The following is a 20,988-nucleotide window of genomic DNA, read 5'->3' as shown; positions in this document are numbered from 1 at the left end:
CGGAGGCTAACGAGCGCGGCTCCGCGTTCCTGGGGAGAGAGCCGCGAGCGCGCTGGCTCAGCGCGCGTCGAGCCGCGCCTCGAGCCCCCGGCGCACGGCCGGCCACTCCGACGCGACGATCGAGTAGACGACCGTGTCGCGCAGCGTCCCCTTGTAGACCTGGTGGCTCCGCAGCACGCCGTCGAGCTTCGCCCCGAGCCGCTCGATCGCATCGCGCGACTGCCGGTTGTGCCAGTGGGTGCGGAGCTCGACCGCGACGCAGCCGAGCTCGTCGAACGCGCGCTCGAGCATCATGAGCTTGATCGCGGGGTTGACGCCCGAGCCCTGCGCCGAGACCGCCATCCAGGTCGAGCCGATCTCGAGCCGCGGCGTCTCCGCCTCGATGTGCATGTAGGTCGTCATGCCGACCGCGCGCCCGCCGACGACGATCGCCCACGGCACCATCGATCCCTCGCGGTGCAGCGCGAGCCGTCGGTCGATCTCCTCGCCGACCGCGCCGGGCTCCGGCACGCTCGTGTACCACGCGCGGCGCCAGAGGTCGCCCTCGGCGGCCGCGTCGGCGAGCGAGGGGGCGTGCTCGTGGCCGAGGGGCTCGAGGGTGACGAGCGGATGCGTCATGACGACCGGGTCGAGGATGCTCACCCGGCCATTCTGGCGGCCGCGATTGCCAGCACCGGAGCGGCGTGCGAGCATGCGCGCATGGCCGTGCGCTTCGATGATGCCGTCAGCGACCTCGCGGAGCTCGTCCGGCAGGTGCCGCGCGAGCGGCTCGACGGGGCGGGGCTCGGCGAGTGGACCCTCCGCGAGCTCATCGGGCACACCTCGCGCGCCATCACGACCGTCACCGCCTACCTCGCGCAGCCGGAGCCGGCGGAGGTCACGATCCACTCGGCGAGCGAGTACCTCGAGGTCGTGCTGCGCCAGCGCGGCGACGACGAGGCGATCATGCTGCGCGGCCGCGCCGCCGGCGCGGCGCTCGGCGACGACCTCGCCGCCGAGATCGAGGCGATGCACGTCGAGGCGGCGACCGCGATCGCGGCCGCCGGGCTCGACCGGCGCATCGCGATCGGCGGCGACCCGACGGTCTCGATGCGGCTCGGCGAGTACCTCCGCACCCGAGCCTTCGAGCTGACCGTGCACGGCATCGACATCGCCGACGCCGCGGGCGTCGAGTGGTCGCCGACCCCCGCGCACGTGCTCGACGCGCTGCACCTCGCGGCCGCCAACGCATCCGCCCGGGGCGCGGGCGTCGAGGCGCTGCGACTGCTCACGGGGCGCCGCCCCACGGCCGGGCTCGACGGCGTGCTCCGCGCCGGAGCGTAGCCGCCGACGACCGCCCCGGGCTGCCCGAAGGCCCCTGCTGTACGATCGAGCGGTTGTCTGACACGTGACGGAGGCCTCGTTTGTCGCAGCTCCACCCCCACCTCGAGCCGGTCTACGCCGACGTCCTGCACCGCAATCCCGGCGAGGCCGAGTTCCACCAGGCCGTCTTCGAGGTGCTCGAGAGCCTCGGCCCCGTGGTCGCGAAGCGCCCCGACTACGTCGACGCGCAGATCCTCAACCGGATCGTCGAGCCGGAGCGGCAGATCATCTTCCGCGTGCCGTGGATCGACGACGCGGGCGTCGTGCAGATCAACCGCGGCTTCCGCGTGCAGTTCAACTCGGCGCTCGGCCCGTACAAGGGCGGGCTCCGCTTCCACCCGAGCGTCTACCTCGGCATCATCAAGTTCCTCGGCTTCGAGCAGATCTTCAAGAACTCGCTCACGGGCCTGCCGATCGGCGGCGGCAAGGGCGGCAGCGACTTCGACCCCAAGGGCAAGTCCGACTCCGAGATCATGCGCTTCTGCCAGTCGTTCATGACCGAGCTGCGCACCCACATCGGCCAGTACACCGACGTGCCCGCGGGCGACATGGGCGTCGGCGGCCGCGAGCTCGGCTACATGTTCGGCCAGTACAAGCGGCTGACGAACGAGTACGAGTCCGGCGTCCTCACCGGCAAGGGCATCACGTGGGGCGGCTCGCAGGTGAGGAAGGAGGCGACCGGCTACGGCACGATCTACTTCCTCGAGGAGGTGCTGCGCTCGCGCGGCGAGAGCTTCGAGGGCAAGCGCGTCGTCGTCTCCGGCTCGGGCAACGTCGCGATCTACGCGATCGAGAAGGTGCAGCAGCTCGGCGGCACCGTCATCGCGTGCAGCGACTCCTCCGGCTTCGTCGTCGACGAGCGGGGCATCGACCTCGAGCTCGTGAAGGAGATCAAGGAGGTGCGCCGCGGCCGCATGGCCGAGTACGTCGAGCACCGCCCGCACGCCTCCTTCACCGCCGACGCATCCATCTGGACCGTGCCGTGCGACATCGCCGTGCCGTGCGCGACGCAGAACGAGCTCGACGAGGACGACGCCGCGACGCTCGTGCGCAACGGCTGCACCGTCGTGGGCGAGGGCGCCAACATGCCCGCGACCCAGGGCGCGGCACGAGTGTTCGCCGCGTCGGGCATCGCCTTCGCCCCCGGCAAGGCCGTCAACGCCGGCGGCGTCGCCACGAGCGCCCTCGAGATGCAGCAGAACGCCTCGCGCGACTCGTGGACCTTCGACCACACGGATGCGCGCCTGCGCGAGATCATGCAGGGCATCCACGACCGCTGCGCGGAGACGGCGGATGAGTACGGCCGGCCGGGCGACTACGTCGCGGGCGCGAACATCGCCGGCTTCAACCGCGTCGCCGACGCGATGCTGGCACTCGGCGTCATCTGACTGGCAGGCTCTCAGGAACGCGCCATACGCTGACGCGGCACACGGGACGAGGAGATCGCTTGGCTGGGGAGACGGACGATCGCGCGGCAGTCGCTCCGCGGGTCATCCGTCGCGCCCAGGCCGCCGACTTCGCCGACCGCATGCTGACGCGCCGCTGGCTCGTCCGCGCGTTCCTGCTGCTGCACGGGGCGTCGCTCCTCGCCCTGCTGCCGGCGATCATCGCGGGCGGCACGGTCGGCGACCTGCCGCTCTACCGCGAGTGGGCGATGGCCGCGTTCGAGGGCGACGACATCGTCGGGCTCGACGCCGACTGGGTCTACCCGCTGCTCGCGTGGCTGCCGATCGGCGCCGCGAACCTGCTCGGCGCGCCGCTCTACCAGCTGCTGTGGTTCCTCATGACGGCCGCGCTCAACTGGTGGGCCGTCTGGGTGCTGAGCGACGGCGGCCGCAGCCGCCGCGGCATGCTCGCCGCGCACGCGTTCATGCTCGGCTTCCTGCTGCTGAGCCCCGTCGCGCTGCTGCGGCTCGAGGGCATCACCGGCCCGCTCGTGATCGTCGGGCTCGTCTGGCTCTCGCGCCGACCGCTCGTGGCGGGCGCGCTGCTCGCTGTCGCGACCTGGATCAAGGTGTGGCCCGCGATGGTGATCGCCGCGGTCGTCGCCGTGCACCGCGAGCGCTGGCTCGTCGTGCTCGCCGGCTTCGGGGTCACGGCCGCGACCGCCGCGATCTCGGCGACCTTCGGCGGCATCCCCCATCTCCTCAGCTTCCTCACGATGCAGACCGACCGCGCGCTGCAGCTCGAGGCGCCCATCGCGACCCCGTGGGTGTGGGCGGCAGCGCTCGACGTGTTCGGCTCCCGCGTCTACCAGAACCGCGCGCTCGCAACCCGCGAGGTCGTCGGCCCGCTCGACGGCGGCGCGATCCTGCTCTCGACCCCGCTGCTCGTCGCCGCGGTCGCATGCATCGCGGTGCTGCTGCTCTGGGCGAGGCGGCGCGGCGCCGACTCGCGCGAGCTGCTGCTCGTCGGCGCCTTCGCGCTCGTCGCCGCATCGATCGTCTTCAACAAGGTCGGCTCGCCGCAGTACCTGCTGTGGCTGCTGCCGATCGCCGCGGTCGCGATGGCGCGCCCCACCGCCTGGTGGCGGCGGATGACGGCGCTGCTGCTCGTGACGTCGCTGCTGACGACGCTCATCTTCCCGATCTTCTACATGCCGCTCGTGCGCCTCGAGTGGTTCGCGGTGCTGCTGCTCTCGGCGCGCAACCTGCTGCTCGTCGCGCTGCTGCTCGCCGCGATCGCGAAGCTCGTGCAGCTCGGCCGCGCCGGCGGCCTCGGCCCGCGCGCGACGGTCTCGACGAACACGCAGCCGCTCGCGATCGTCTGACGCGAGGACCGCGCGCGACGCTCAATCGATGAGGTCGTGCACCTGCACGATCGCCTCGCGGTCGGCGCCGACGCCGATCGCCGAGATGCGGCTGCCCGAGCGCTCCTCGAGGAAGCGCACGTACGCCTGCGCGTTCGCAGGCAGGTCGGAGAGCTCACGCGCCCCGGTGATGTCCTCGCTCCAGCCGGGCAGCGACTCGTAGATCGGCTTCGCGTGGTGGAAGTCGCTCTGCGAGACGGGCAGCTCGTCGAAGCGCTCGCCGTCGACGTCGTACGCGACGCACACCGGGATCGACTCGATGCCGGTGAGCACGTCGAGCTTCGTCAGCACGATGTCGGTGAGGCCGTTGATGCGCGAGGCGTAGCGGGTCAGCACGGTGTCGTTCCAGCCGCAGCGGCGCGGGCGCCCGGTCGTCGTGCCGAACTCGAAGCCCTGCTTGCGCAGCAGCTCGCCCCACTCGTCGAAGAGCTCGGTCGGGAAGGGGCCGGCGCCGACGCGCGTCGTGTAGGCCTTGACGATGCCGATCACGCGGTCGAGGCGCGAGGGCGCGACGCCCGAGCCGGACGCGGCGCCCGCGGCGGTCGCGGTCGACGAGGTGACGAACGGGTACGTGCCGTGGTCGATGTCGAGCATCGTCGCCTGGCCGGCCTCAAACACGACGGTGCGGCCGTCGTCGAGCGCCCGGGAGAGCTCGAGGCCCGTGTCGGCGACCATCGGCCGCAGCCGCTCGACGTAGGAGGTGAGGTCGTCGAAGATCTCGTCGCACGTGACGGCGCGGCGGTTGTAGACCTTCGTGAGCAGGTGGTTCTTCGAGTCGAGCGCGCCCTCGATCTTCTGCCGCAGGATCGACTCGTCGAAGAGGTCCTGCACGCGGATGCCGACGCGGTTGATCTTGTCGGCGTAGGCCGGCCCGATGCCGCGCCCGGTCGTGCCGATCGAGCGCTTGCCGAGGAAGCGCTCGGTGACCTTGTCGAGCGTGCGGTGGTAGTCGGTGATGATGTGCGCGTTCGCCGAGATGCGCAGCCGCGACACGTCGACGCCTCGCGCCGAGAGCGCCTCGAGCTCGTGGAAGAGCACCTCGAGGTCGATGACGACGCCGTTGCCGATCACGGGCGTGACACCCGGGGTCAGGATGCCCGAGGGCAGCAGGTGCAGCGCGTACTTCTCGTCGCCCACGACGACGGTGTGCCCGGCGTTGTTGCCGCCGTTGAACTTCACGACGAAGTCGGTGCGGCTGCCGAGCAGGTCGGTCGCCTTGCCCTTGCCCTCGTCGCCCCACTGGGCGCCGACGATGACGATTCCTGGCATGGGTCTCCCCCTCGGACGGGTGCGGCGTACGCCCCAGCCTATCGGGCGGCTGTGCCGGGCGCTCCCGAGACGACCGCCGCGACGCACTCGTCGATGGTCCGATCGGGCGAGAACGCGAGCCGCTCGAACCCCACCATGATGAGCGCGCCGAGCCGAGCGGCGGCGTCGAGGCCGGATGCGGGGCGGCCGTCGCCCGCGAGGGCGGCGCCGAGCTCGTCGAGCAGCACGGCGCGGTGGCCCGCGAGCGTCGCGCGCCAGGGCCGGTCGGTGCGGAAGAGCTCTCCCACGACGACCTTCGCGACGTGCGGGTTGGCCTCGAGGCCCTCGAGCATCGCGCGCGCGACGGCATCGAGCGCGGCGCCTGGCTCGGCATCCTCTCGGGCGTCGCGGATGCGCCCCGAAACGCGCGCGATGGCCTCGTCGATGAGCGACTCGAAGATCGCCTCCTTCGAGGGGAAGGAGTAGTAGACGCTGCCCTTCGCGACGCCTGCGCGCGCGGCGATCTCGTCGACCGTCGTCGCGCTCACGCCGCGCTCGGCGGCGAGCTCGGCGGCCGCGACCAGCACCTTGTCGCGGCTGCGGTTGGGGCGTGCCATGGCTCCTCCTCGTCCGGAAGCATCCTGTCGCATCCATTCTTGTACTGACCAGTCAGTATAGATTACGATCGCGACGGAGAGAGGAGCAGCGGATGCGCATCGAGCTGATCGGCGCGGCGAAGGGCCGCGGCGAGGCACTGCCGCCGACGTCGCTCGCGTTCGAGAGCGGCGAGGCGGTGCGCGTGGTGGTCGAGACGGAGCAGCGGCCGACCGTGGTGGGCCTGCTCGCGTCCGGACGGATGCGGCCCGACGCGGGCGCGCTGCTGCTCGACGGTGAGCGCGGCCGCCGCCGCGAGGTGCGTCACCGCACGGCCCTCGTCGACGCGCCGCGGGTGAGCGACCCCGAGCCCGACGTGTCGCTCGGCGGCGCGATCGCCGAGGAGCTGCTCTACGCCGGCGTGCCCGGCGACCCCCGCAGCGTGCGCCGCTGGGCCGCGCAGCTCGGCGTCGACCACCTGCGCGCGGTGCCGATCGCCGACGTCGAGCCGGCTGTGCGCATCCGCGTGCTCGCCGAGCTCGCGGTGCTCCGCGACCGAGTCGAGGCGATCGTGCTCGTGAGCCCCGACCGCCACGGCGGCGACCCCCGCGCGTGGTGGGCGGAGGCGCGACGGCTGGCCGATCGAGGCTTCGCCGTGCTCGTCGTGTGCGGCGAGGCCGCGGACGCCGTGCTGCGCGCCGACGAGACGCCCGAGGCCGCCGAGGGCGCCGAGCACGCGCAGCCAGAGGAGGCCGCCGCATGACCGTCCCGCAGCTCATCGCGGCCGAGCTCCGCCGCCTCGTCGCCACCCGCATGGGTCGCCTCGCGCTCCTCGCGCTCGCGCTCGTGCCGCTGCTCTACGGCGGCGTCTACCTGTGGGCCAACCAGGACCCGTACGCGCAGCTCGACGAGCTGCCCGTGGCGCTCGTCGTCGACGACGCTGGCGACGACGGGCGCGTCGTCGGCGACGAGGTGGCCGAGCGGCTCGTCGCCGACGGCGCCTTCGACTGGCATCGGGTGAGCGCCGAGGAGGCGTCGGCCGGGGTCGCCGACGCGACGTACGACTTCTCGGTGACGCTGCCGGCCTCCTTCTCCGCAGACCTCGCGAGCGCAGCGGGCGACGACCCGCACCGGGCGGTCGTGGCGCTGTCGACGAACGACGCAAACAGCTACCTCGCGACGACGATCGGCACGCAGGCCGCCGAGCGCATCCGCTCTGCGGTCGCGCGATCGGTGGGCGAGGAGGCGGCCTCGCGCATGCTGCTCGCGATCAGCGACATCCGCGACGGCCTCGTCGACGCGCACGACGGCGCGGCCACCCTCACCGAAGGCGCCGACGACGCCGCCTCGGGTGCCTCGCGGCTCGCGACCGGCGCCGATGCGCTCGCCGACGGCACCGGGCAGCTCTCGACCGGTGCCGCCGCGCTCGCCGACGGCACCGGCAGGCTCGCCGACGGCGCGGGCCGCCTCGACGACGGGCTCGGCCAGCTCGAGCAGGCGACCGCGTCGCTGCCGGCGCAGACCCGCCAACTGGCCGACGGCGCACAGCAGGTCGCCGACGGCGATGCGCGCATCGCCGCGATCGGCGGCGAAGTGGCCGACGCGGTCGCGCCGGTCGCCGCACGGGTGCCGGAGGCGCGCGCAGCGATCGTCGAGCGGCTGCAGCAGGCGGGCCTCGACGAGGCGCAGATCGCTGTCGCGCTCGGCCCGCTCGACGGCCTGGGCGACGACGTCGCGGCGGCGGACGCCCGCGTGCAGGACGCGAGCGCGCAGCTCGACCGGCTCGCGGCCGGGGCGCAGCAGGTCGCCGACGGCGCCGAGCGGCTCGCGAGCGCCTCGCCGCAGCTCGCCGCAGGCATCGCGAGCGCCGCGGACGGCGCAGGCGACCTCGCGGACGGCGCGGCGGACGCGCACGAGGGCGCTGTCCGGCTCGCCGACGGGGCCGCGTCCGCCGCGAGCGGCGCGGGCGAGCTCGCCACCGGCGCTCACGCGCTCGACGACGGGCTCGGACGGCTCGACGAAGGCACCGCGCAGCTGCGCGACGGCCTCGGCGACGCGGTCGCGCAGATCCCCGCCACGACCGAGCAGGAGCGCGCCGCGCAGTCGTCGATGATCTCCGATCCGGTGCGGACCGACGCCGACGCGGTCGCCTCCGCCGGCTCCTACGGCGCTGGCCTCGCGCCCTTCTTCCTGTCGCTCGCCGCGTGGATCGGCATGTACGCGCTCATGCTCATCCTCAAGCCCCTCTCGCGGCGCGCGATCACCGCGCTGCGCTCACCCGTGCGCGTCTCGCTCGCGGCCTGGCTCATCCCCACGCTCATCGGCGCGGCGCAGATGGCGGCGCTGCTCGCGATCGTCGGCCTCGCGCTCGGCTTCCCCATCGCGCATCCAGCCCTCATGCTCGCGATGATGGTGCTCGCCGTCGCGACGTTCGCGGCGATCATCGTGGCGCTGAACACGTGGCTCGGCTCCGTCGGGCAGTTCCTCGGGCTCGTGCTCATGGTCGTGCAGCTCGTCACCGCGGGCGGCACGTTCCCGTGGCAGACGCTGCCGGCGCCGCTCGCGGCCCTGCACCACGCGCTGCCGATGAGCTACGCCGTCGACGGCCTCCGGCAGCTCATGTACGGCGGCTCGATGGCGGCCGCGGGCGCGGATGCGCTCGTGCTCGTCGCGTTCGGGGCCGGGGCGCTCGCGCTCATCGTGCTGGGCGTCGCGAGGATGGTCGACCACCGCACGCTCCGCGACCTGCAGCCGAGCCTCATCGGCTGAGGCGTCGCGCGCCGCTCTGCTGGCCGAGGCGGCCCGTCAGCGCGCGACCGGGTCGCCGCCGCCGAGCAGCCGCGCGATCGCCGCGCCGTCGGGCACCGCACCCGGCGGCGGTGCGTAGCCGCTCGGCGAGCGGCGCGTCCGCGAGCAGCTCTGCGAGGTGACCCGGCGTCAGGTTCCGCTCGATCTCGCGGACAGCGCGATCTCGCGGCTCGACATCTCGCCGATCGCCGAGCCGCTCGTCGACGAGCCCGTGCGCGAGGTCGACTGCACAGCCGCGTGGTCGCCGGAGCAGGTCGACCGGCTCATCGACCAGGTCGTGCTGCCCGCACGCACCGAGGGCACGATCACGGATCCCGCGCGCCTGCCCGAGGAGCCCGCTCGCGTGCGCGAGCGCGGCTACTCGCTCGACCTCGGAGCATCGAGGGGTTCGCGCCGCAGGCGATCGCCGCGGCCGACGCGATCTCGCGCGCGCTCGGCTCCACAGTCGCGCGCTGAACCCCGATCGGGCGGGCCGGTTCGCCGGCCCGCCCGATCGAGCGCTCAGTAGCCGTAGCCGTCCGACTCCTCGGCGTTCTCGCGCTGCGCCTCCGCGGGGCTCTCGTCCTGCTCCGCCTCGTCGCGCGCGTGCGCGTTCGTCTCCTCGGCGGCCTCGTCCTTGCCAGGGTCCTGCGCGTTCGGGTCGATGCCGGTCATCTCGTCTCCTCTCGTCGCCGCCGCTCTGGCGGGCAGTGGTGGGCCTAGCGGCCCGCTTCGCGCATGCGGCCCAGCTGGTGCCGCAGCGAGTCCTCGAGCCGAGGCCGCCGGAAGCGGTGCCCGAGCTCGGTCAGCCGCGCCGGCACGACCCGCTGGTCGGCGAGCGCGAGCTCCTCGGCGCCGCGCCGCCCGAGCAGCACCCGCGGACCGAGCGCGGGCGTCGGGACGAGCGCGGGGCGGCGCAGCACGCGAGCGAGCGTCTCGGCGTACTCGCGCTGCTGCACGGGGTGCGGCGCGACGGCGTTCACGGGCCCCGAGAGCCGCTCGTCGGCCAGCGCCCGCAAGTAGACGTCGAGCAGGTCGTCGAGATCGATCCACGACTGCCAGTGCTCGCCGCCGGCGAGCGGACCGCCGAGGCCCACCGCGTAGAGGGGCGCGAGCACCTGCAGCACGCCGCCGCGCGGCGACTGCACGAGCCCGGTGCGCACCTGCACGGCGCGCATGCGTCCCTCGGCGGCGACCGCCGCATCCGCCTCCCAATCGACGACGACGCGAGCAACGAAGTCGTCGCCGGCGCCGGCCGCCTCGGTGAGCTGCTCGCTGCCGCGGTCGACGCCGTAGCGGCCGATGCCCGAGGCGCTCACGAACGCACGCACGCCACTCGCGGCCGCGACCTCGGCGAGCTTGCGGGTGGGCCCGATGCGGCTGTCGCGCACCGCGCGCCGGTGCTGCTCGCCGAGCCGGCCGAAGATCGACGCGCCCGCGAGGTGCACGACCGCGTCGACGCCCTCGAGCAGGCCGGCGGCGGGCGCGTCGGGATCCCAGCGGCGCTCGCCGCTCGACGAGGGCTCGTGCCGCACGAGCCGCACGACGTCGTGGCCGCCCGTCGTCAGGAGCGCGGTGAGCGCCGTGCCGATGAGGCCGGATGCGCCGGTGACGGCGACCGTCATGGGCGCGGTCGCGGCCTCCCGGTGCGCGGCGAGGTCGTCGGCGAGCTGGCGGTGCCGGTAGACGAACATGGGCCGGAGGGCTCGCGACCCGACGATCGTCTCGACGCGGTCGTGCACGAGCGTGCGCTCCTCGCCGCGCGGCTCGAAGCGGTGCTCGTGCCGCCAGCGGAGCGGCGCGAGCGGCATCGAGCCGAGCCCCGCGTCCACGCGCTCGTCGACGAACGCGCGGCCGGGCTCGAACCCGCTCGGGTCGTGCTGGGCCGCCCACACGATGCCGCCCGGCAGCGCGAGCTCGGCGCGGCCGTCGGCGAGCGAGCCCGCTTCACGACGGACGCGCCCGGGGAGCCACGGCGGCGAGAGCCGCTGCAGCGCCCCCGGGCGCGCGTGCCAGGCGAAGACGTCCGCGAGACGTGCGTCGACGATGCTCGAGTGCTCGATGCCCATGGTGCGGACGCTACGCGAGCGCACCCAGCCGTCGGCTGTGGATCGGCCGAGCCTGCGGTGCGGCTGTGCTACTGGCCGAGCCGGTCGGCCGGGCGCTCGACGTCGCCGTCCCAGCCCTGGTCGACCGCCTGCTGCGCGGGCGCGGCCTCGGCGAGCTCCTTGAAGCGCTTGAGGTCCTGCTTGATCTGCAGGTCGTCGACCTGCAGCAGCGCGCCGGCGGCCTCGACGACGCCCTGCGGCTTCCAGTCGATCTGCACGTTGACGCGCGTCTGGTCGTCGTCGATGCGGTGGAAGGTCACGACACCGGCGTGCGTCTCGCCGTCCGTGCTGCGCCAGGCGACGCGCTCGTCGAGGTGCTGCTCGGTGATCTCGGCGTCGAACTCGCGCTCGACCCCCTTGATCGAGACGACCCAGTGGAGCATCGTGTCGGTCTGCTGCGTGATGGACTCGACGCCGCCCATGAACTTCGGGAAGTCCTCGAACTGCGTCCAGAGCGCGTAGACGGCGCTGATCGGGGCCTTGACGTCGATGCTGTCGGTGACCTGAGGCATGGCGATGCTCCTTACCTGTCGTGGATCGGAACTGCGACGCTATGCGGCTTGGCTGAGCGTGCCCTCCGCGAGCGCTCGGAACCTCAGCAGATCGCACCGGATCGTGAGCTCGTCGAGCTCCCGATCGCCCGCGCGGCGCGGCACGTCGCCCCGGGGCGAGACGATCACCCGCACGGTCACGCGCGTGCGGTGGGGCGTCACCTCGGCGAGGTCGACCCACCAGCCGAGCGTCGACTGGTCGACGCTCACGAACGCGAGCCGCTCGTCGGGCACCTGCTCGGTGACGATCGCGTAGAAGCTCGACGGCAGCCCGCCGATCGACACCCGCCAGCGCAGCCGCTCGCTCGTCTCGGCGTAGACCGAGTCGACGCCGGTGAGGAACTCCGGATAGCTCTCGAACGAGGTCCACATGCGGAACACCTCGGCGCGCGGGGCGTCGACCTCGAACTGCTCATCGACCTGCATCATCGCCTCCGGTCTCATCCCCCGCACCGGTGGGTCGCGGGACGCTGGCGGGGGACAGGTCGTGTCCCCCACACGAAGCGTCGCACGCCCCGCTGGGAGCGGCAATGGGCGCGCTCCCAGGTTGCACCCGTACGACCGGCGGACGGGACGCATCCCACCCGAACGTAGGATTGAGGCATGTCCAAGGTCCTCTCCTCCCTCCCCGTCGGCGAGCGCGTCGGCATCGCCTTCTCGGGCGGCCTCGACACCTCGTGCGCCGTCGCGTGGATGCGCCACAACGGCGCCGTGCCCTTCACCTACACCGCCGACATCGGGCAGTACGACGAGCCCGACATCGACGCGGTGCCCGGGCGCGCGACCGCCTACGGTGCGGAGGGCTCGCGTCTCGTCGACGCGAAGGACGCGCTCGTGGAGGAGGGCCTCGTCGCGCTCGCAACCGGCGCGTTCCACATCCGCTCGGCCGGCCGCACCTACTTCAACACGACGCCGCTCGGCCGCGCCGTCACCGGCATGCTGCTCGTGCGCGCCATGAAGGAGGACGGCGTCGAGATCTGGGGCGACGGCTCGACCTACAAGGGCAACGACATCGAGCGCTTCTACCGCTACGGCCTCATGGCCAACCCGGGCCTGCGCATCTACAAGCCGTGGCTCGACGAGCGCTTCGTCACCGAGCTCGGCGGCCGCAAGGAGATGTCGGAGTGGCTCGTCGCGCACGGCTACCCCTACCGCGACGCGACCGAGAAGGCCTACTCGACCGACGCGAACATCTGGGGCGCGACGCACGAGGCGAAGACGCTCGAGCACCTCGACACGTCGATGGAGGTCGTCGAGCCGATCATGGGCGTTCGGTTCTGGGACGAGTCGGTCGAGATCCCGACCGAGGACGTCACGATCCGCTTCGAGGCGGGGCGCCCCGTCGCGATCGACGGCGCGGAGTTCCCGGATGCGGTGGCCCTCGTCCACGAGGCCAACACGATCGGCGGCCGGCACGGCCTCGGCATGAGCGACCAGATCGAGAACCGCATCATCGAGGCGAAGAGCCGCGGCATCTACGAGGCGCCGGGCATGGCGCTGCTGCACATCGCCTACGAGCGGCTGCTCAACGCGATCCACAACGAGGACACGATCGCGACCTACCACGAGCAGGGCCGCCGCCTCGGGCGCCTCATGTACGAGGGCCGCTGGCTCGACCCGCAGTCGCTCATGCTGCGAGAGTCGATCCAGCGCTGGGTCGGCTCGTCCGTCACGGGCGAGGTCGTGCTGCGGCTGCGCCGCGGCGAGGACTACTCGATCCTCGACACGCGCGGCGAGACCTTCTCGTACCACCCCGACAAGCTCTCGATGGAGCGCGTCGGCGACGCGGCCTTCGACCCCTCCGACCGCATCGGCCAGCTCACGATGCGCAACCTCGACATCGCCGACTCACGCTCGCGGCTCGAGGGCTACGCCGCGGCCGGGCTCGTCGAGGGCGAGACGGCGAAGCTGCTCGGCGCGCTCGAGATCGGGCGCTCGGAAGAGATCGTCTCGTCGCCCGAGGCCGACCCGGAGGCGATCGAGCAGTGGAACGACCGCGCGGCGATGGATCTCGGCACGGACTAGCGCTCAGACCACCGGCCAGCCGAGCGAATCGGCCGCGTCCACAGCGAGCATCTGCACCGCGGCGTGCGCGAGCGGCCGGGAGAACTCGGGCGCCGCGGGGAACGCGTCTGCTGCTCTGCCGAAGAGCACGACCATCGGCCGCGAGGTCATGGTCGAGAGCACCTGGAGTCCATCGATGCGCTCGCCGAGCTGGTCGTGGATGGCCGCCGCCCACGTGCGGCACGTGCTCTTCGCTGCAGCGTGCAACGAGCCAGAGGCGCCTTGCCTGACCGGCCAGAGACCGGTCAGGTCGAGGAGCTCCAGCTCTCTCGATGGCAGCCAGCCGCTGAGCGTGCGTCCCGCGGTCAGGCGGATGGCTCTTCGCGACTGGAACACCTCCGCGAACGCAGTCGTCACGTCCGTTCCGGTGTAGGCGACGCCTCGACCCGCGTGCATTCCCTGCGGCAGCGGCTGCGGGTCCCATCGCATGACCGAGAGAGGACCGAACTCTCGCAGCTCATCCCAGCGCGAGGGGTGCGCCCCGGCGGTCGCATGGATGCGGAAGAGCGCATCCCGGTATCGCCGCACGTCTCCCGGCGCGAGCGCCAGCGGCCCAGGCGGGCGCGTCGGGTTCTTCGCGCTCACTCCCACGCGCGTTCGGCCGCGAGCTCGACGACTCGATCGACCGAGCCTCCGCCACTGAGCCACTCCGCCGGGGCGCGACCGCCTAGCTCGACAACCGGAGCCTGCATGAATGTCGCGATGTCGAGCGGGTGGTAGTCGACAGGCAACGCCCGCACGACCTCGCGGATGCCCGGCACGACACCGCCCTCGGTGAACTGCCATCGGGGCAAGAGGTGCGAACCTGACTTCGAGAGCCCGAAGGTGAGGAGCCGTCCGCCGGCGATGAGGCGGCGGATGTTGGAAGGAGCGATGCCGGTGAGTGCCGCGGCTTCCGCCGTCGTGATCGCAGCATCACCAGCTCGGGCCTGCGCCATGCTCGTGCTGACTCCCACGACCGCCGCGGCACGCCGCAAGGATCGGTCGGAGAGCTTCGCCTCCTCGACGCCCGCATGCTGCATCAGGAAGGAGCGCTCTCCAGCGGTCAGCGGCTCGGGGTCCGCGCTGGCCTCCAGGAGGATGTCGACGAACTCCCTCGGATCGAGCGCCACGTCTCGCCGCTGCAGCACTGCGCCCAGCCGCTCGCGGAAGCCCTCGGAGACCGCGCTCGGCGTCAGCCCGAGTGCCGGCGCCGCCGGGATCGTCTCGCTCGTCATGGCGGCATGATACGCGTCGATACAGGGACGATCAACGCATCAGCTGCTCGGCTGCAGGCGTCACCTCTGCGCGACCCCCTCCGCCTGATCCTTCTCGGCGGCGACGCGAATGCCGAAGTGGTAGGCGAGCTCCCCGCCGAGGAAGCCCGAGACGCCGACGAGCGCGATGCCGACGAGGCTGATCACCACCGCGGCGACGCTCACCTCGTCGTGCCCCGCGTTCGAGCGGACGAACCAGCCGATCGCGAAGACCACGAGCGCGACGCTGTTGAGCACCCCGTGGAGGAGACCCATCCGCTTCGCCTTCGAGCGCGCAGGGATCACCGAGTAGTCGAGCACTCCGACGACCGCCGCGAGCACCGCGCCGACGATGCCGATCGCGATGAGCACCTGCGCGCCGAGCAGGAAGCCCGACGGGTCCTCCGCGAAGATCGCGAGCACGTCGAAGACGAGGCTCGCCACCCACGCGCCGATCGGCACGGTGATGAGCACGGGGTGGAACGGGTGCCCGTACCACCCCTGGAGCACGGTGCGCGGGCGCTTGCCGCGGTCGAAGTCGAGCTGGTCCGGCACGGTTCCTCCTCGCTCGGTCGCGGCCCTCGCCGCGTCGGGTCGGATCACAGTAGCCGTGTCGCCCGAGAGCGTCGAGGGCTCCCCGAGCGCCGGCCGAGCGGACGCTGAGCACCGCTGTGCTGTACTGACCGGATGGGCGGCGCCCTCGAGCTCTTCTCCCCCGCGACCCGGGCGTGGTTCACGGGGGCATTCGCCGAGCCCACGCCGGTGCAGGAGGAGGCCTGGACCGCGATCGCGCGCGGCGAGCACTCGCTCGTCGTCGCCCCGACTGGCTCCGGCAAGACGCTCGCGGCCTTCCTGTGGTCGATCGATCGCCTGCACCGCGAGGACGCCGAGCCGCACGCCGAGCGCGAACCCGGCGTGCGCGTGCTCTACGTCTCGCCGCTCAAGGCGCTCGCCGTCGACGTCGACCGCAACCTGCGCGCGCCGCTCGCCGGCATCGCCGCGCAGGGCAGGAACGACGGGATCGAGCCGCCGCCCATCCGCATCGGCCTCCGCACGGGCGACACCCCGCAGGAGGAGCGCCGCGCGCAGGCGAAGCACCCGCCCGACATCCTCATCACGACGCCCGAGTCGCTCTTCCTGCTGCTCACGAGCCGCGCGCGCGAGACGCTCCGCACCGTCGAGACGGTGATCGTCGACGAGGTGCACGCCGTGGTGCCGACGAAGCGCGGCTCGCACCTCGCGCTGAGCCTCGAGCGGCTCGACGCGCAGCTCGCGAAGCCGGCGCAGCGCATCGGGCTCTCGGCGACCGTGAGCCCCGTCGAGGAGGTCGCCGCGTTCCTCGGCGGGCCCGCGCCCGTGACGATCGTCGCGCCGCCGAGCGAGAAGACGATCGAGCTCACGATCACCGTGCCCGTCGACGACATGACCGACCTGCGGGCGCCGCAGCGGCGCGATCAGCCGGGGTCGGCGCCGACGGGCAGCGCGTTCGGCTCGATCGAGGAGCAGCCCGAGCAGGCGTCGATCTGGCCGCACATCGAGCGCGAGGTGCTCGAGCTCGTCGACCGGCACCGCTCGACGATCGTGTTCGTCAACGCGCGGCGCGCGGCCGAGCGGCTCACCGCCAGGCTCAACGAGCTCGACGCCGAGCGGCTCGACGCGGCGGAGGCGGAGGGCCTCGGCGAAGGCTCGGCAGCGGATGCGTCGACGGGCGCGCGGGACGGCGTCGTCCTGCGCGACGTGCGCGAGCACATCCGCCTGCGACTCGCCGAGCGCGCCGCCGCGCGCGAGGCCGGCGGCGACGACGCCGACGCGCCGCCGCTCGCGCGCGCCCACCACGGCTCGGTCTCCAAGGAGCAGCGCGCCGAGATCGAGGACCAGCTGAAGTCGGGCCGGCTGCGCTGCGTCGTCGCGACCTCGAGCCTCGAGCTCGGCATCGACATGGGCGAGGTCGACCTCGTCGTGCAGGTCGAGTCGCCGCCGTCGACCGCGAGCGGCCTGCAGCGCGTCGGCCGCGCCGGCCACTCGGTCGGCGACGCCTCGCGCGGCGTGCTGATCCCGAAGCACCGCGCCGACCTGCTGCACGCGACGGTCGTCGCCGACCGGATGGCGCGCGGCGAGCTCGAGCCCATCCGCATGCCGCGGCACCCGCTCGACGTGCTCGCGCAGCAGACGGTCGCGGCCGCCGCGATGGACGAGCTCGACGTCGACGAGTGGTTCCAGACCGTGCGCCGCTCGGCGCCCTTCGCCCAGCTGCCGCGGAGCGCCTTCGACGCGACGCTCGACCTCGTCTCGGGCGTCTACCCGAGCGACGAGTTCGCCGAGCTGCGGCCGCGCGTCGTGTGGGATCGCGACGCCGGCACGATCATCGGCCGACCGAGCGCGCAACGCATCGCCGTGTCGAGCGGCGGCACGATCCCCGACCGCGGCCTCTTCGGCGTCTTCCTCGCCGGGCACGAGGGGCGGCCGGGCGCGCGCGTCGGCGAGCTCGACGAGGAGATGGTCTACGAGTCGCGCGCGGGCGACGTCTTCGCGCTCGGCGCGACGAGCTGGCGCGTCGTCGACATCACCCACGACCGGGTGCTGGTCGTGCCCGCGTTCGGCGAGGTCGGCAAGCTGCCGTTCTGGCACGGCGACGCCGAGGGCCGGCCCGCCGACCTCGGCCGCTCGATCGGCCGCGCGACCGCCGCGCTGGCCGACCGTCTGGCCGCCGGCACCGGCATCGACCTGCCGCACTCCGACGAGCGCGCGATCCGCAACCTCGACGCCTACGTGCGCGACCAGCTCGCCGCGACCGGCGCGGTGCCGACCGACGCGCAGCTCGTCGTCGAGCGATCGCGCGACGAGCTCGGCGACTGGCGGCTCATCGTCCACTCGCCGTGGGGCCGGCGCGTGCACGCGCCGTGGGCGCTCGCGATCGACCGGCGGCTGCGCGAGGACCGCGACCTGGGCGCGGCGGCGATGGCGTCCGACGACGGCATCGTCATCCGCATCCCCGACTCCGACGCCGAGCCGCCCGGCGCCGAGCTCATCCGCTTCGAGCCCGACGAGCTCGAGCGCATCGTCGAGACCGAGGCGGGCGGCACGGCGCTGTTCGCGAGCCGCTTCCGCGAGTGCGCGTCGCGCGCGCTGCTGCTGCCCAAGCGCGACCCCTCCCGTCGCGCGCCGCTGTGGCAGCAGCGGCAGCGGGCGGCGCAGCTGCTCGACGTCGCCAAGCGCTACCCCGACTTCCCCATCGTGCTCGAGGCGCTCCGCGAGGTGCTGCAGGACGCCTACGACCTGCCGGCGCTGCGATCGATCGCCGAGCGGCTGCAGCACGGCGACATCCGGGTCGTCGAGGTCGAGACGCCGAGCCCCTCGCCCTTCGCCCACCACCTGCTGTTCGGCTACGTCGGCGCCTTCCTCTACGAGGGCGATGCGCCGCTCGCCGAGCGCCGCGCGGCCGCGCTCACGCTCGACCCGGCGCTGCTCGCCGAGGTGCTCGGCCAGTCGGCGCTCCGCGAGCTGCTCGACGAGGAGATCGTCGCTCGCACCGAGCTCGAGCTGCAGCGGCTCGCGCCCCACCGCCGCGCGCGCGGCGTCGAGGGCGCCGCCGACCTGCTGCGGCTGCTCGGCCCGCTCTCGGTCGAGGAGCTCGCCGTCCGGCTCGAGGGCGCGCCGGGCGCGACCGTCGAGGCGGTCGAAGCGGCACCGGATGCGTCGGCACCGGATGCGGTCGGCGCGGCCCCGGGGCACCTCACGATCGCCGCCGCGGCCGCGATCGCCGACGAGCTCGTCGCCGCTCGGCGCGTCGTGCGGGTGCGGATCGGCGCGGACGAGCGGCTCGCCGCGATCGAGGACGTCGCGCGGCTGCGCGACGCGCTCGGCGTGCCGCCCCCGCCGGGGGTGCCCTCGGCGCTGCTCGAGGCGGTCGCCGACCCGATCGGCGACGTCGTCGCCCGGCACGCGCGCACGCACGGCCCGTTCACGGTGGAGGAGGCATCCGCTCGCCTCACGCTCGCGCCCGCGGTCGTGCGCTCGGCGCTCCGCGCGCTCGAGCGGCAGGGGCGCGTCGTGCCGGGCGCCTACCGCGCGCGCGGCACCGGCGAGGAGTGGATCGACGCGCAAGTGCTCTCGCGCCTCAAGCGCCGCAGCCTGCAGGCGCTCCGCAGCGACGTCGAGCCCGTCGACCACGCCGTCTTCGCCGACCACCTGCTCGCGCACCAGCGGGTGACGCGGCCGCTCTCGGGCGTCGACGGGCTGCTCGAGGCGATCGACCGGCTCGACGGCATGCCGCTGCCGCTCAGCGCGCTCGAGACGCTCATCCTGCCCTCGCGCGTGAAGGACTACCGGCCGTCGATGCTCGACGAGGTGACCGCCGCCGGGCTCGTCACGTGGGTCGGCGCGGGCGAGCTCAGCGCGCGCGACGGGCGCATCGTGCTGCGCGCGGCCGACACGGTCGAGCAGCGCCGCGACACGGAGCACGACGATCCCGACGCCGCCGCGGTGCTCGAGGCGCTCGGCGGCGGTGGCGCGCTCTTCGCGCGGCAGCTGAGCGAGATCACGGCGCTCGACCTCGTGCGGCTCGGGGAGGTGCTGTGGCCGCTCGTGTGGGCCGGGCGCGTCACGAACGACACGATCGCGCCGCTGCGCGCCCACCTGCTCGGCGCCCGCGCGCGCACGCCCCCGGCGCCGAGCCGCCGGGCGGCGCCCGTGAGCCGGCGGCGGCTCGCGACGGCGCGGCCGATCCGGTCGGAGGCGCTGCCGACGCTCGCGGGCCGCTGGCTGCTCGCGTCGAAGCCGGCCGGCTCGGCGACCGAGCGCGCCGCACAGGTGGCGGATGCGCTGCTCGCGCGCTACGGCGTCGTCACGCGCGGCAGCGTCGTCGCCGAGGACGTGCCGGGCGGCTTCCACGGCGTCTACCAGGTGCTGAAGGCCTTCGAGGAGGCCGGGCACACCCGCCGCGGCTACTTCGTCGACGGGCTCGGCGCGGCGCAGTTCGCCGACGGGCCGGTCGTCGACGCGCTGCGGGCGCGGCAGTCTGGCGGCGTGAGCGAGGCGGTCGCGACGGTGCCCGCGGTCGACCCGGCGAACCCCTTCGGGGCGGCGCTGCCGTGGCCCGAGGCGCGCGGCGATCACCGGCCGACGCGCCGCGTCGGCGCGCTCACGACGATCGCGTCGGGCCGCTGCGTGCTGCACCTCGAGCGCGGCGGCCGCTCGCTGCTGACCTTCACCGACGACGAGGAGGTGCTCGAGAGGGCGCTCGCGAGCATGGCGGATGCGGTCATCCGGCTCGGCGGTCGGCGGCGCGTCGTCGAGACGGTCGACGGCCGCTCGTCGCTCGAGCCCGAGATCGCGCCGCTGCTCGATCGCGCGGGCCTGCGCCGCACGCCGCGCGGCTTCCGGATCGGGCACTGATGCCCGAGGGCGACACCATCTACCGGGCCGCGGTGCGACTCGGCCAGGCGATGGCCGGCCGGGTGCTGACGCGCAGCGACTTCCGCGTGCCGCGGCTCGCGACCGCCGACATCGCGGGTGAGCGCATCGAGGAGGTGCGCTCGGTCGGCAAGCACCTGCTCATGCGCGGCGAGCGGCACACGATCCACTCGCACGCCGGCATGGATGGCCTGTGGCACGTGCTCGAGCCCGGTCGCCGCGCGCCCGTGGCGGCCCACACCATCCGGGTCGTGCTCGCCACCGCCGAGCACGACATCGTCGGCTCGGCGCTGCCGTTGCTCGAGCTGCTGCCCAGGGAGCGCGACTGGGACGCCGTCGCGCACCTCGGCCCCGACCTGCTCTCGCCCGAGTGGGGCGAGGCGGATGCGGCCGAGGCGGCCAGGCGGCTGCGCGCGACCGGGGTGCCGGTGGGCGTCGCGCTGCTCGACCAGACGGCGGTCGCGGGGCTCGGCAACGTCTTCCGCGGCGAGCTGTGCTTCCTGCGCGGCGTGCACCCCGCGACGCCGGTCGGCGAGGTCGACGTCGAGCCGATCGTCGCGCTCGCGCGGCGGCTGATGATCGCGAACCGCGACCGCACGGAGCGCACCTTCACGGGCGACTCCCGGCGCGGGCGCCGCACCTGGGTCTACGGCCGCGGCGGGCAGCCGTGCCTGCGCTGCGGCACGCGCATCCGGGACGCGATGCTCGGCATGGAGGACGGCATGCTGCGCCAGGTGCAGTGGTGCCCCCGCTGCCAGCCCGCGCCCCCCGACCGCGTCGAACTTCCCTGAACTCGGGGTTCCGCCGCTCGAATCCCG

19 protein-coding genes are annotated in these 20,988 nt (G+C 73.8%); 9 read left to right on the top strand and 10 right to left on the bottom strand.

Features of this window, described 5'->3' with window-relative positions:
• Positions 1-57: 57 nt before the first annotated feature.
• Positions 58-642, bottom strand: coding sequence for a GNAT family N-acetyltransferase (locus L332_RS21665; protein WP_021010380.1), 585 nt, complete (start codon positions 640-642; stop codon positions 58-60).
• A gap of 57 nt (positions 643-699) precedes the next feature.
• Between L332_RS21665 and L332_RS21660 the strand changes: the two genes are divergently transcribed.
• The 3 genes from L332_RS21660 to L332_RS21650 all read left to right on the top strand — a co-directional run bounded on the left by L332_RS21660 (position 700) and on the right by L332_RS21650 (position 4,132).
• Positions 700-1,323, top strand: a complete 624-nt coding sequence (locus tag L332_RS21660) for a maleylpyruvate isomerase N-terminal domain-containing protein (protein ID WP_021010379.1) — start codon at positions 700-702, stop codon at positions 1,321-1,323.
• A gap of 80 nt (positions 1,324-1,403) precedes the next feature.
• Positions 1,404-2,750 (top strand): NADP-specific glutamate dehydrogenase, encoded by a 1,347-nt coding sequence (gene gdhA / locus L332_RS21655; protein ID WP_021010378.1) that lies wholly within the window; start codon positions 1,404-1,406, stop codon positions 2,748-2,750.
• Between the two features lie 59 nt (positions 2,751-2,809).
• Positions 2,810-4,132, top strand: coding sequence for a glycosyltransferase 87 family protein (locus L332_RS21650; RefSeq protein ID WP_021010377.1), 1,323 nt, complete (start codon positions 2,810-2,812; stop codon positions 4,130-4,132).
• Between the two features lie 21 nt (positions 4,133-4,153).
• On the opposite strand, the gene L332_RS21645 is transcribed toward L332_RS21650, so the two are convergent.
• A complete protein-coding gene (locus L332_RS21645; RefSeq protein ID WP_021010376.1) occupies positions 4,154-5,440 on the bottom strand; it encodes an adenylosuccinate synthase in 1,287 nt (428 codons plus the stop codon).
• A gap of 38 nt (positions 5,441-5,478) precedes the next feature.
• Positions 5,479-6,036: a TetR/AcrR family transcriptional regulator gene (locus tag L332_RS30335; protein ID WP_021010375.1), complete on the bottom strand. Its 558-nt coding sequence runs from the start codon at positions 6,034-6,036 to the stop codon at positions 5,479-5,481.
• Between the two features lie 92 nt (positions 6,037-6,128).
• On the opposite strand from L332_RS30335, the gene L332_RS30330 reads away from it, so the two are divergent.
• The 3 genes from L332_RS30330 to L332_RS21625 all read left to right on the top strand — a co-directional run bounded on the left by L332_RS30330 (position 6,129) and on the right by L332_RS21625 (position 9,329).
• Entirely contained in the window at positions 6,129-6,776 is a 648-nt protein-coding gene (locus L332_RS30330; protein WP_021010374.1) for a hypothetical protein, read from the top strand.
• Complete coding sequence (locus L332_RS21630) at positions 6,773-8,782, top strand: YhgE/Pip domain-containing protein (RefSeq protein WP_021010373.1); 2,010 nt, start codon at positions 6,773-6,775, stop codon at positions 8,780-8,782. Before L332_RS30330 ends, L332_RS21630 begins: the two co-directional genes overlap by 4 nt.
• A 157-nt stretch (positions 8,783-8,939) precedes the next feature.
• Positions 8,940-9,329 carry an IclR family transcriptional regulator domain-containing protein gene (locus L332_RS21625; protein ID WP_021010372.1) on the top strand — a complete coding sequence of 130 codons (390 nt, stop codon included), beginning with the start codon at positions 8,940-8,942 and terminating at the stop codon, positions 9,327-9,329.
• Here L332_RS21625 and L332_RS30325 read toward each other — a convergent pair.
• The 4 genes from L332_RS30325 to L332_RS21610 all read right to left on the bottom strand — a co-directional run bounded on the left by L332_RS30325 (position 9,323) and on the right by L332_RS21610 (position 11,885).
• Positions 9,323-9,475: a hypothetical protein gene (locus tag L332_RS30325; protein WP_021010371.1), complete on the bottom strand. Its 153-nt coding sequence runs from the start codon at positions 9,473-9,475 to the stop codon at positions 9,323-9,325. The genes L332_RS21625 and L332_RS30325 overlap by 7 nt on opposite strands.
• A 44-nt stretch (positions 9,476-9,519) precedes the next feature.
• Positions 9,520-10,869 carry a TIGR01777 family oxidoreductase gene (locus tag L332_RS21620; RefSeq protein ID WP_021010370.1) on the bottom strand — a complete coding sequence of 450 codons (1,350 nt, stop codon included), beginning with the start codon at positions 10,867-10,869 and terminating at the stop codon, positions 9,520-9,522.
• A 68-nt stretch (positions 10,870-10,937) separates the two neighbouring features.
• Complete coding sequence (locus tag L332_RS21615; RefSeq protein WP_021010369.1) at positions 10,938-11,420, bottom strand: SRPBCC family protein; 483 nt, start codon at positions 11,418-11,420, stop codon at positions 10,938-10,940.
• A gap of 39 nt (positions 11,421-11,459) precedes the next feature.
• Positions 11,460-11,885 carry an SRPBCC family protein gene (locus L332_RS21610; protein ID WP_158316707.1) on the bottom strand — a complete coding sequence of 142 codons (426 nt, stop codon included), beginning with the start codon at positions 11,883-11,885 and terminating at the stop codon, positions 11,460-11,462.
• Positions 11,886-12,062: 177 nt separating this feature from the next.
• Between L332_RS21610 and argG the strand changes: the two genes are divergently transcribed.
• Positions 12,063-13,484, top strand: a complete 1,422-nt coding sequence (gene argG, locus L332_RS21605; RefSeq protein ID WP_021010367.1) for an argininosuccinate synthase — start codon at positions 12,063-12,065, stop codon at positions 13,482-13,484.
• A gap of 3 nt (positions 13,485-13,487) precedes the next feature.
• Here argG and L332_RS21600 read toward each other — a convergent pair whose 3' ends face one another.
• Genes L332_RS21600 through L332_RS21595 form a run of 3 tightly spaced genes read right to left on the bottom strand, consistent with a single transcriptional unit; the run spans position 13,488 to position 15,313 of the window.
• Positions 13,488-14,051: an RES family NAD+ phosphorylase gene (locus L332_RS21600; RefSeq protein WP_235045074.1), complete on the bottom strand. Its 564-nt coding sequence runs from the start codon at positions 14,049-14,051 to the stop codon at positions 13,488-13,490.
• Between the two features lie 53 nt (positions 14,052-14,104).
• Positions 14,105-14,740, bottom strand: coding sequence for a hypothetical protein (locus L332_RS30570; protein ID WP_021010365.1), 636 nt, complete (start codon positions 14,738-14,740; stop codon positions 14,105-14,107).
• Between the two features lie 60 nt (positions 14,741-14,800).
• Positions 14,801-15,313: a DUF2231 domain-containing protein gene (locus L332_RS21595; RefSeq protein ID WP_021010364.1), complete on the bottom strand. Its 513-nt coding sequence runs from the start codon at positions 15,311-15,313 to the stop codon at positions 14,801-14,803.
• 132 nt (positions 15,314-15,445) lie between these two features.
• On the opposite strand from L332_RS21595, the gene L332_RS21590 reads away from it, so the two are divergent.
• Together L332_RS21590 and L332_RS21585 are read left to right on the top strand one after the other, a co-directional pair.
• Complete coding sequence (locus L332_RS21590) at positions 15,446-20,152, top strand: DEAD/DEAH box helicase (RefSeq protein ID WP_021010363.1); 4,707 nt, start codon at positions 15,446-15,448, stop codon at positions 20,150-20,152.
• Positions 20,152-20,961, top strand: coding sequence for a DNA-formamidopyrimidine glycosylase family protein (locus L332_RS21585; protein WP_021010362.1), 810 nt, complete (start codon positions 20,152-20,154; stop codon positions 20,959-20,961). Before L332_RS21590 ends, L332_RS21585 begins: the two co-directional genes overlap by 1 nt.
• Positions 20,962-20,988: the final 27 nt, after the last annotated feature.

This window comes from Agrococcus pavilionensis RW1 (genome assembly GCF_000400485.1).
In the GTDB taxonomy this organism is placed as follows: domain Bacteria; phylum Actinomycetota; class Actinomycetes; order Actinomycetales; family Microbacteriaceae; genus Agrococcus; species Agrococcus pavilionensis.
The sequence above is the reverse complement of the archived record's forward strand: the minus strand, read 5'-3'. Positions and strand labels throughout refer to the sequence as shown.

Coding starts and splice junctions, on each gene's coding strand:
- L332_RS21645 (WP_021010376.1), bottom strand. CDS start 5,440: ATGCCAGGAATCGTCATCGTCGGCGCCCAGTGGGGCGACGAGGGCAAG.
- L332_RS21585 (WP_021010362.1), top strand. CDS start 20,152: ATGCCCGAGGGCGACACCATCTACCGGGCCGCGGTGCGACTCGGCCAG.
- L332_RS21590 (WP_021010363.1), top strand. CDS start 15,446: ATGGGCGGCGCCCTCGAGCTCTTCTCCCCCGCGACCCGGGCGTGGTTC.
- L332_RS30570 (WP_021010365.1), bottom strand. CDS start 14,740: ATGACGAGCGAGACGATCCCGGCGGCGCCGGCACTCGGGCTGACGCCG.
- L332_RS30325 (WP_021010371.1), bottom strand. CDS start 9,475: ATGACCGGCATCGACCCGAACGCGCAGGACCCTGGCAAGGACGAGGCC.
- L332_RS21630 (WP_021010373.1), top strand. CDS start 6,773: ATGACCGTCCCGCAGCTCATCGCGGCCGAGCTCCGCCGCCTCGTCGCC.
- L332_RS21660 (WP_021010379.1), top strand. CDS start 700: ATGGCCGTGCGCTTCGATGATGCCGTCAGCGACCTCGCGGAGCTCGTC.
- L332_RS21620 (WP_021010370.1), bottom strand. CDS start 10,869: ATGGGCATCGAGCACTCGAGCATCGTCGACGCACGTCTCGCGGACGTC.
- L332_RS21610 (WP_158316707.1), bottom strand. CDS start 11,885: ATGCAGGTCGATGAGCAGTTCGAGGTCGACGCCCCGCGCGCCGAGGTG.
- argG (WP_021010367.1), top strand. CDS start 12,063: ATGTCCAAGGTCCTCTCCTCCCTCCCCGTCGGCGAGCGCGTCGGCATC.
- L332_RS21615 (WP_021010369.1), bottom strand. CDS start 11,420: ATGCCTCAGGTCACCGACAGCATCGACGTCAAGGCCCCGATCAGCGCC.
- L332_RS30330 (WP_021010374.1), top strand. CDS start 6,129: ATGCGCATCGAGCTGATCGGCGCGGCGAAGGGCCGCGGCGAGGCACTG.
- L332_RS30335 (WP_021010375.1), bottom strand. CDS start 6,036: ATGGCACGCCCCAACCGCAGCCGCGACAAGGTGCTGGTCGCGGCCGCC.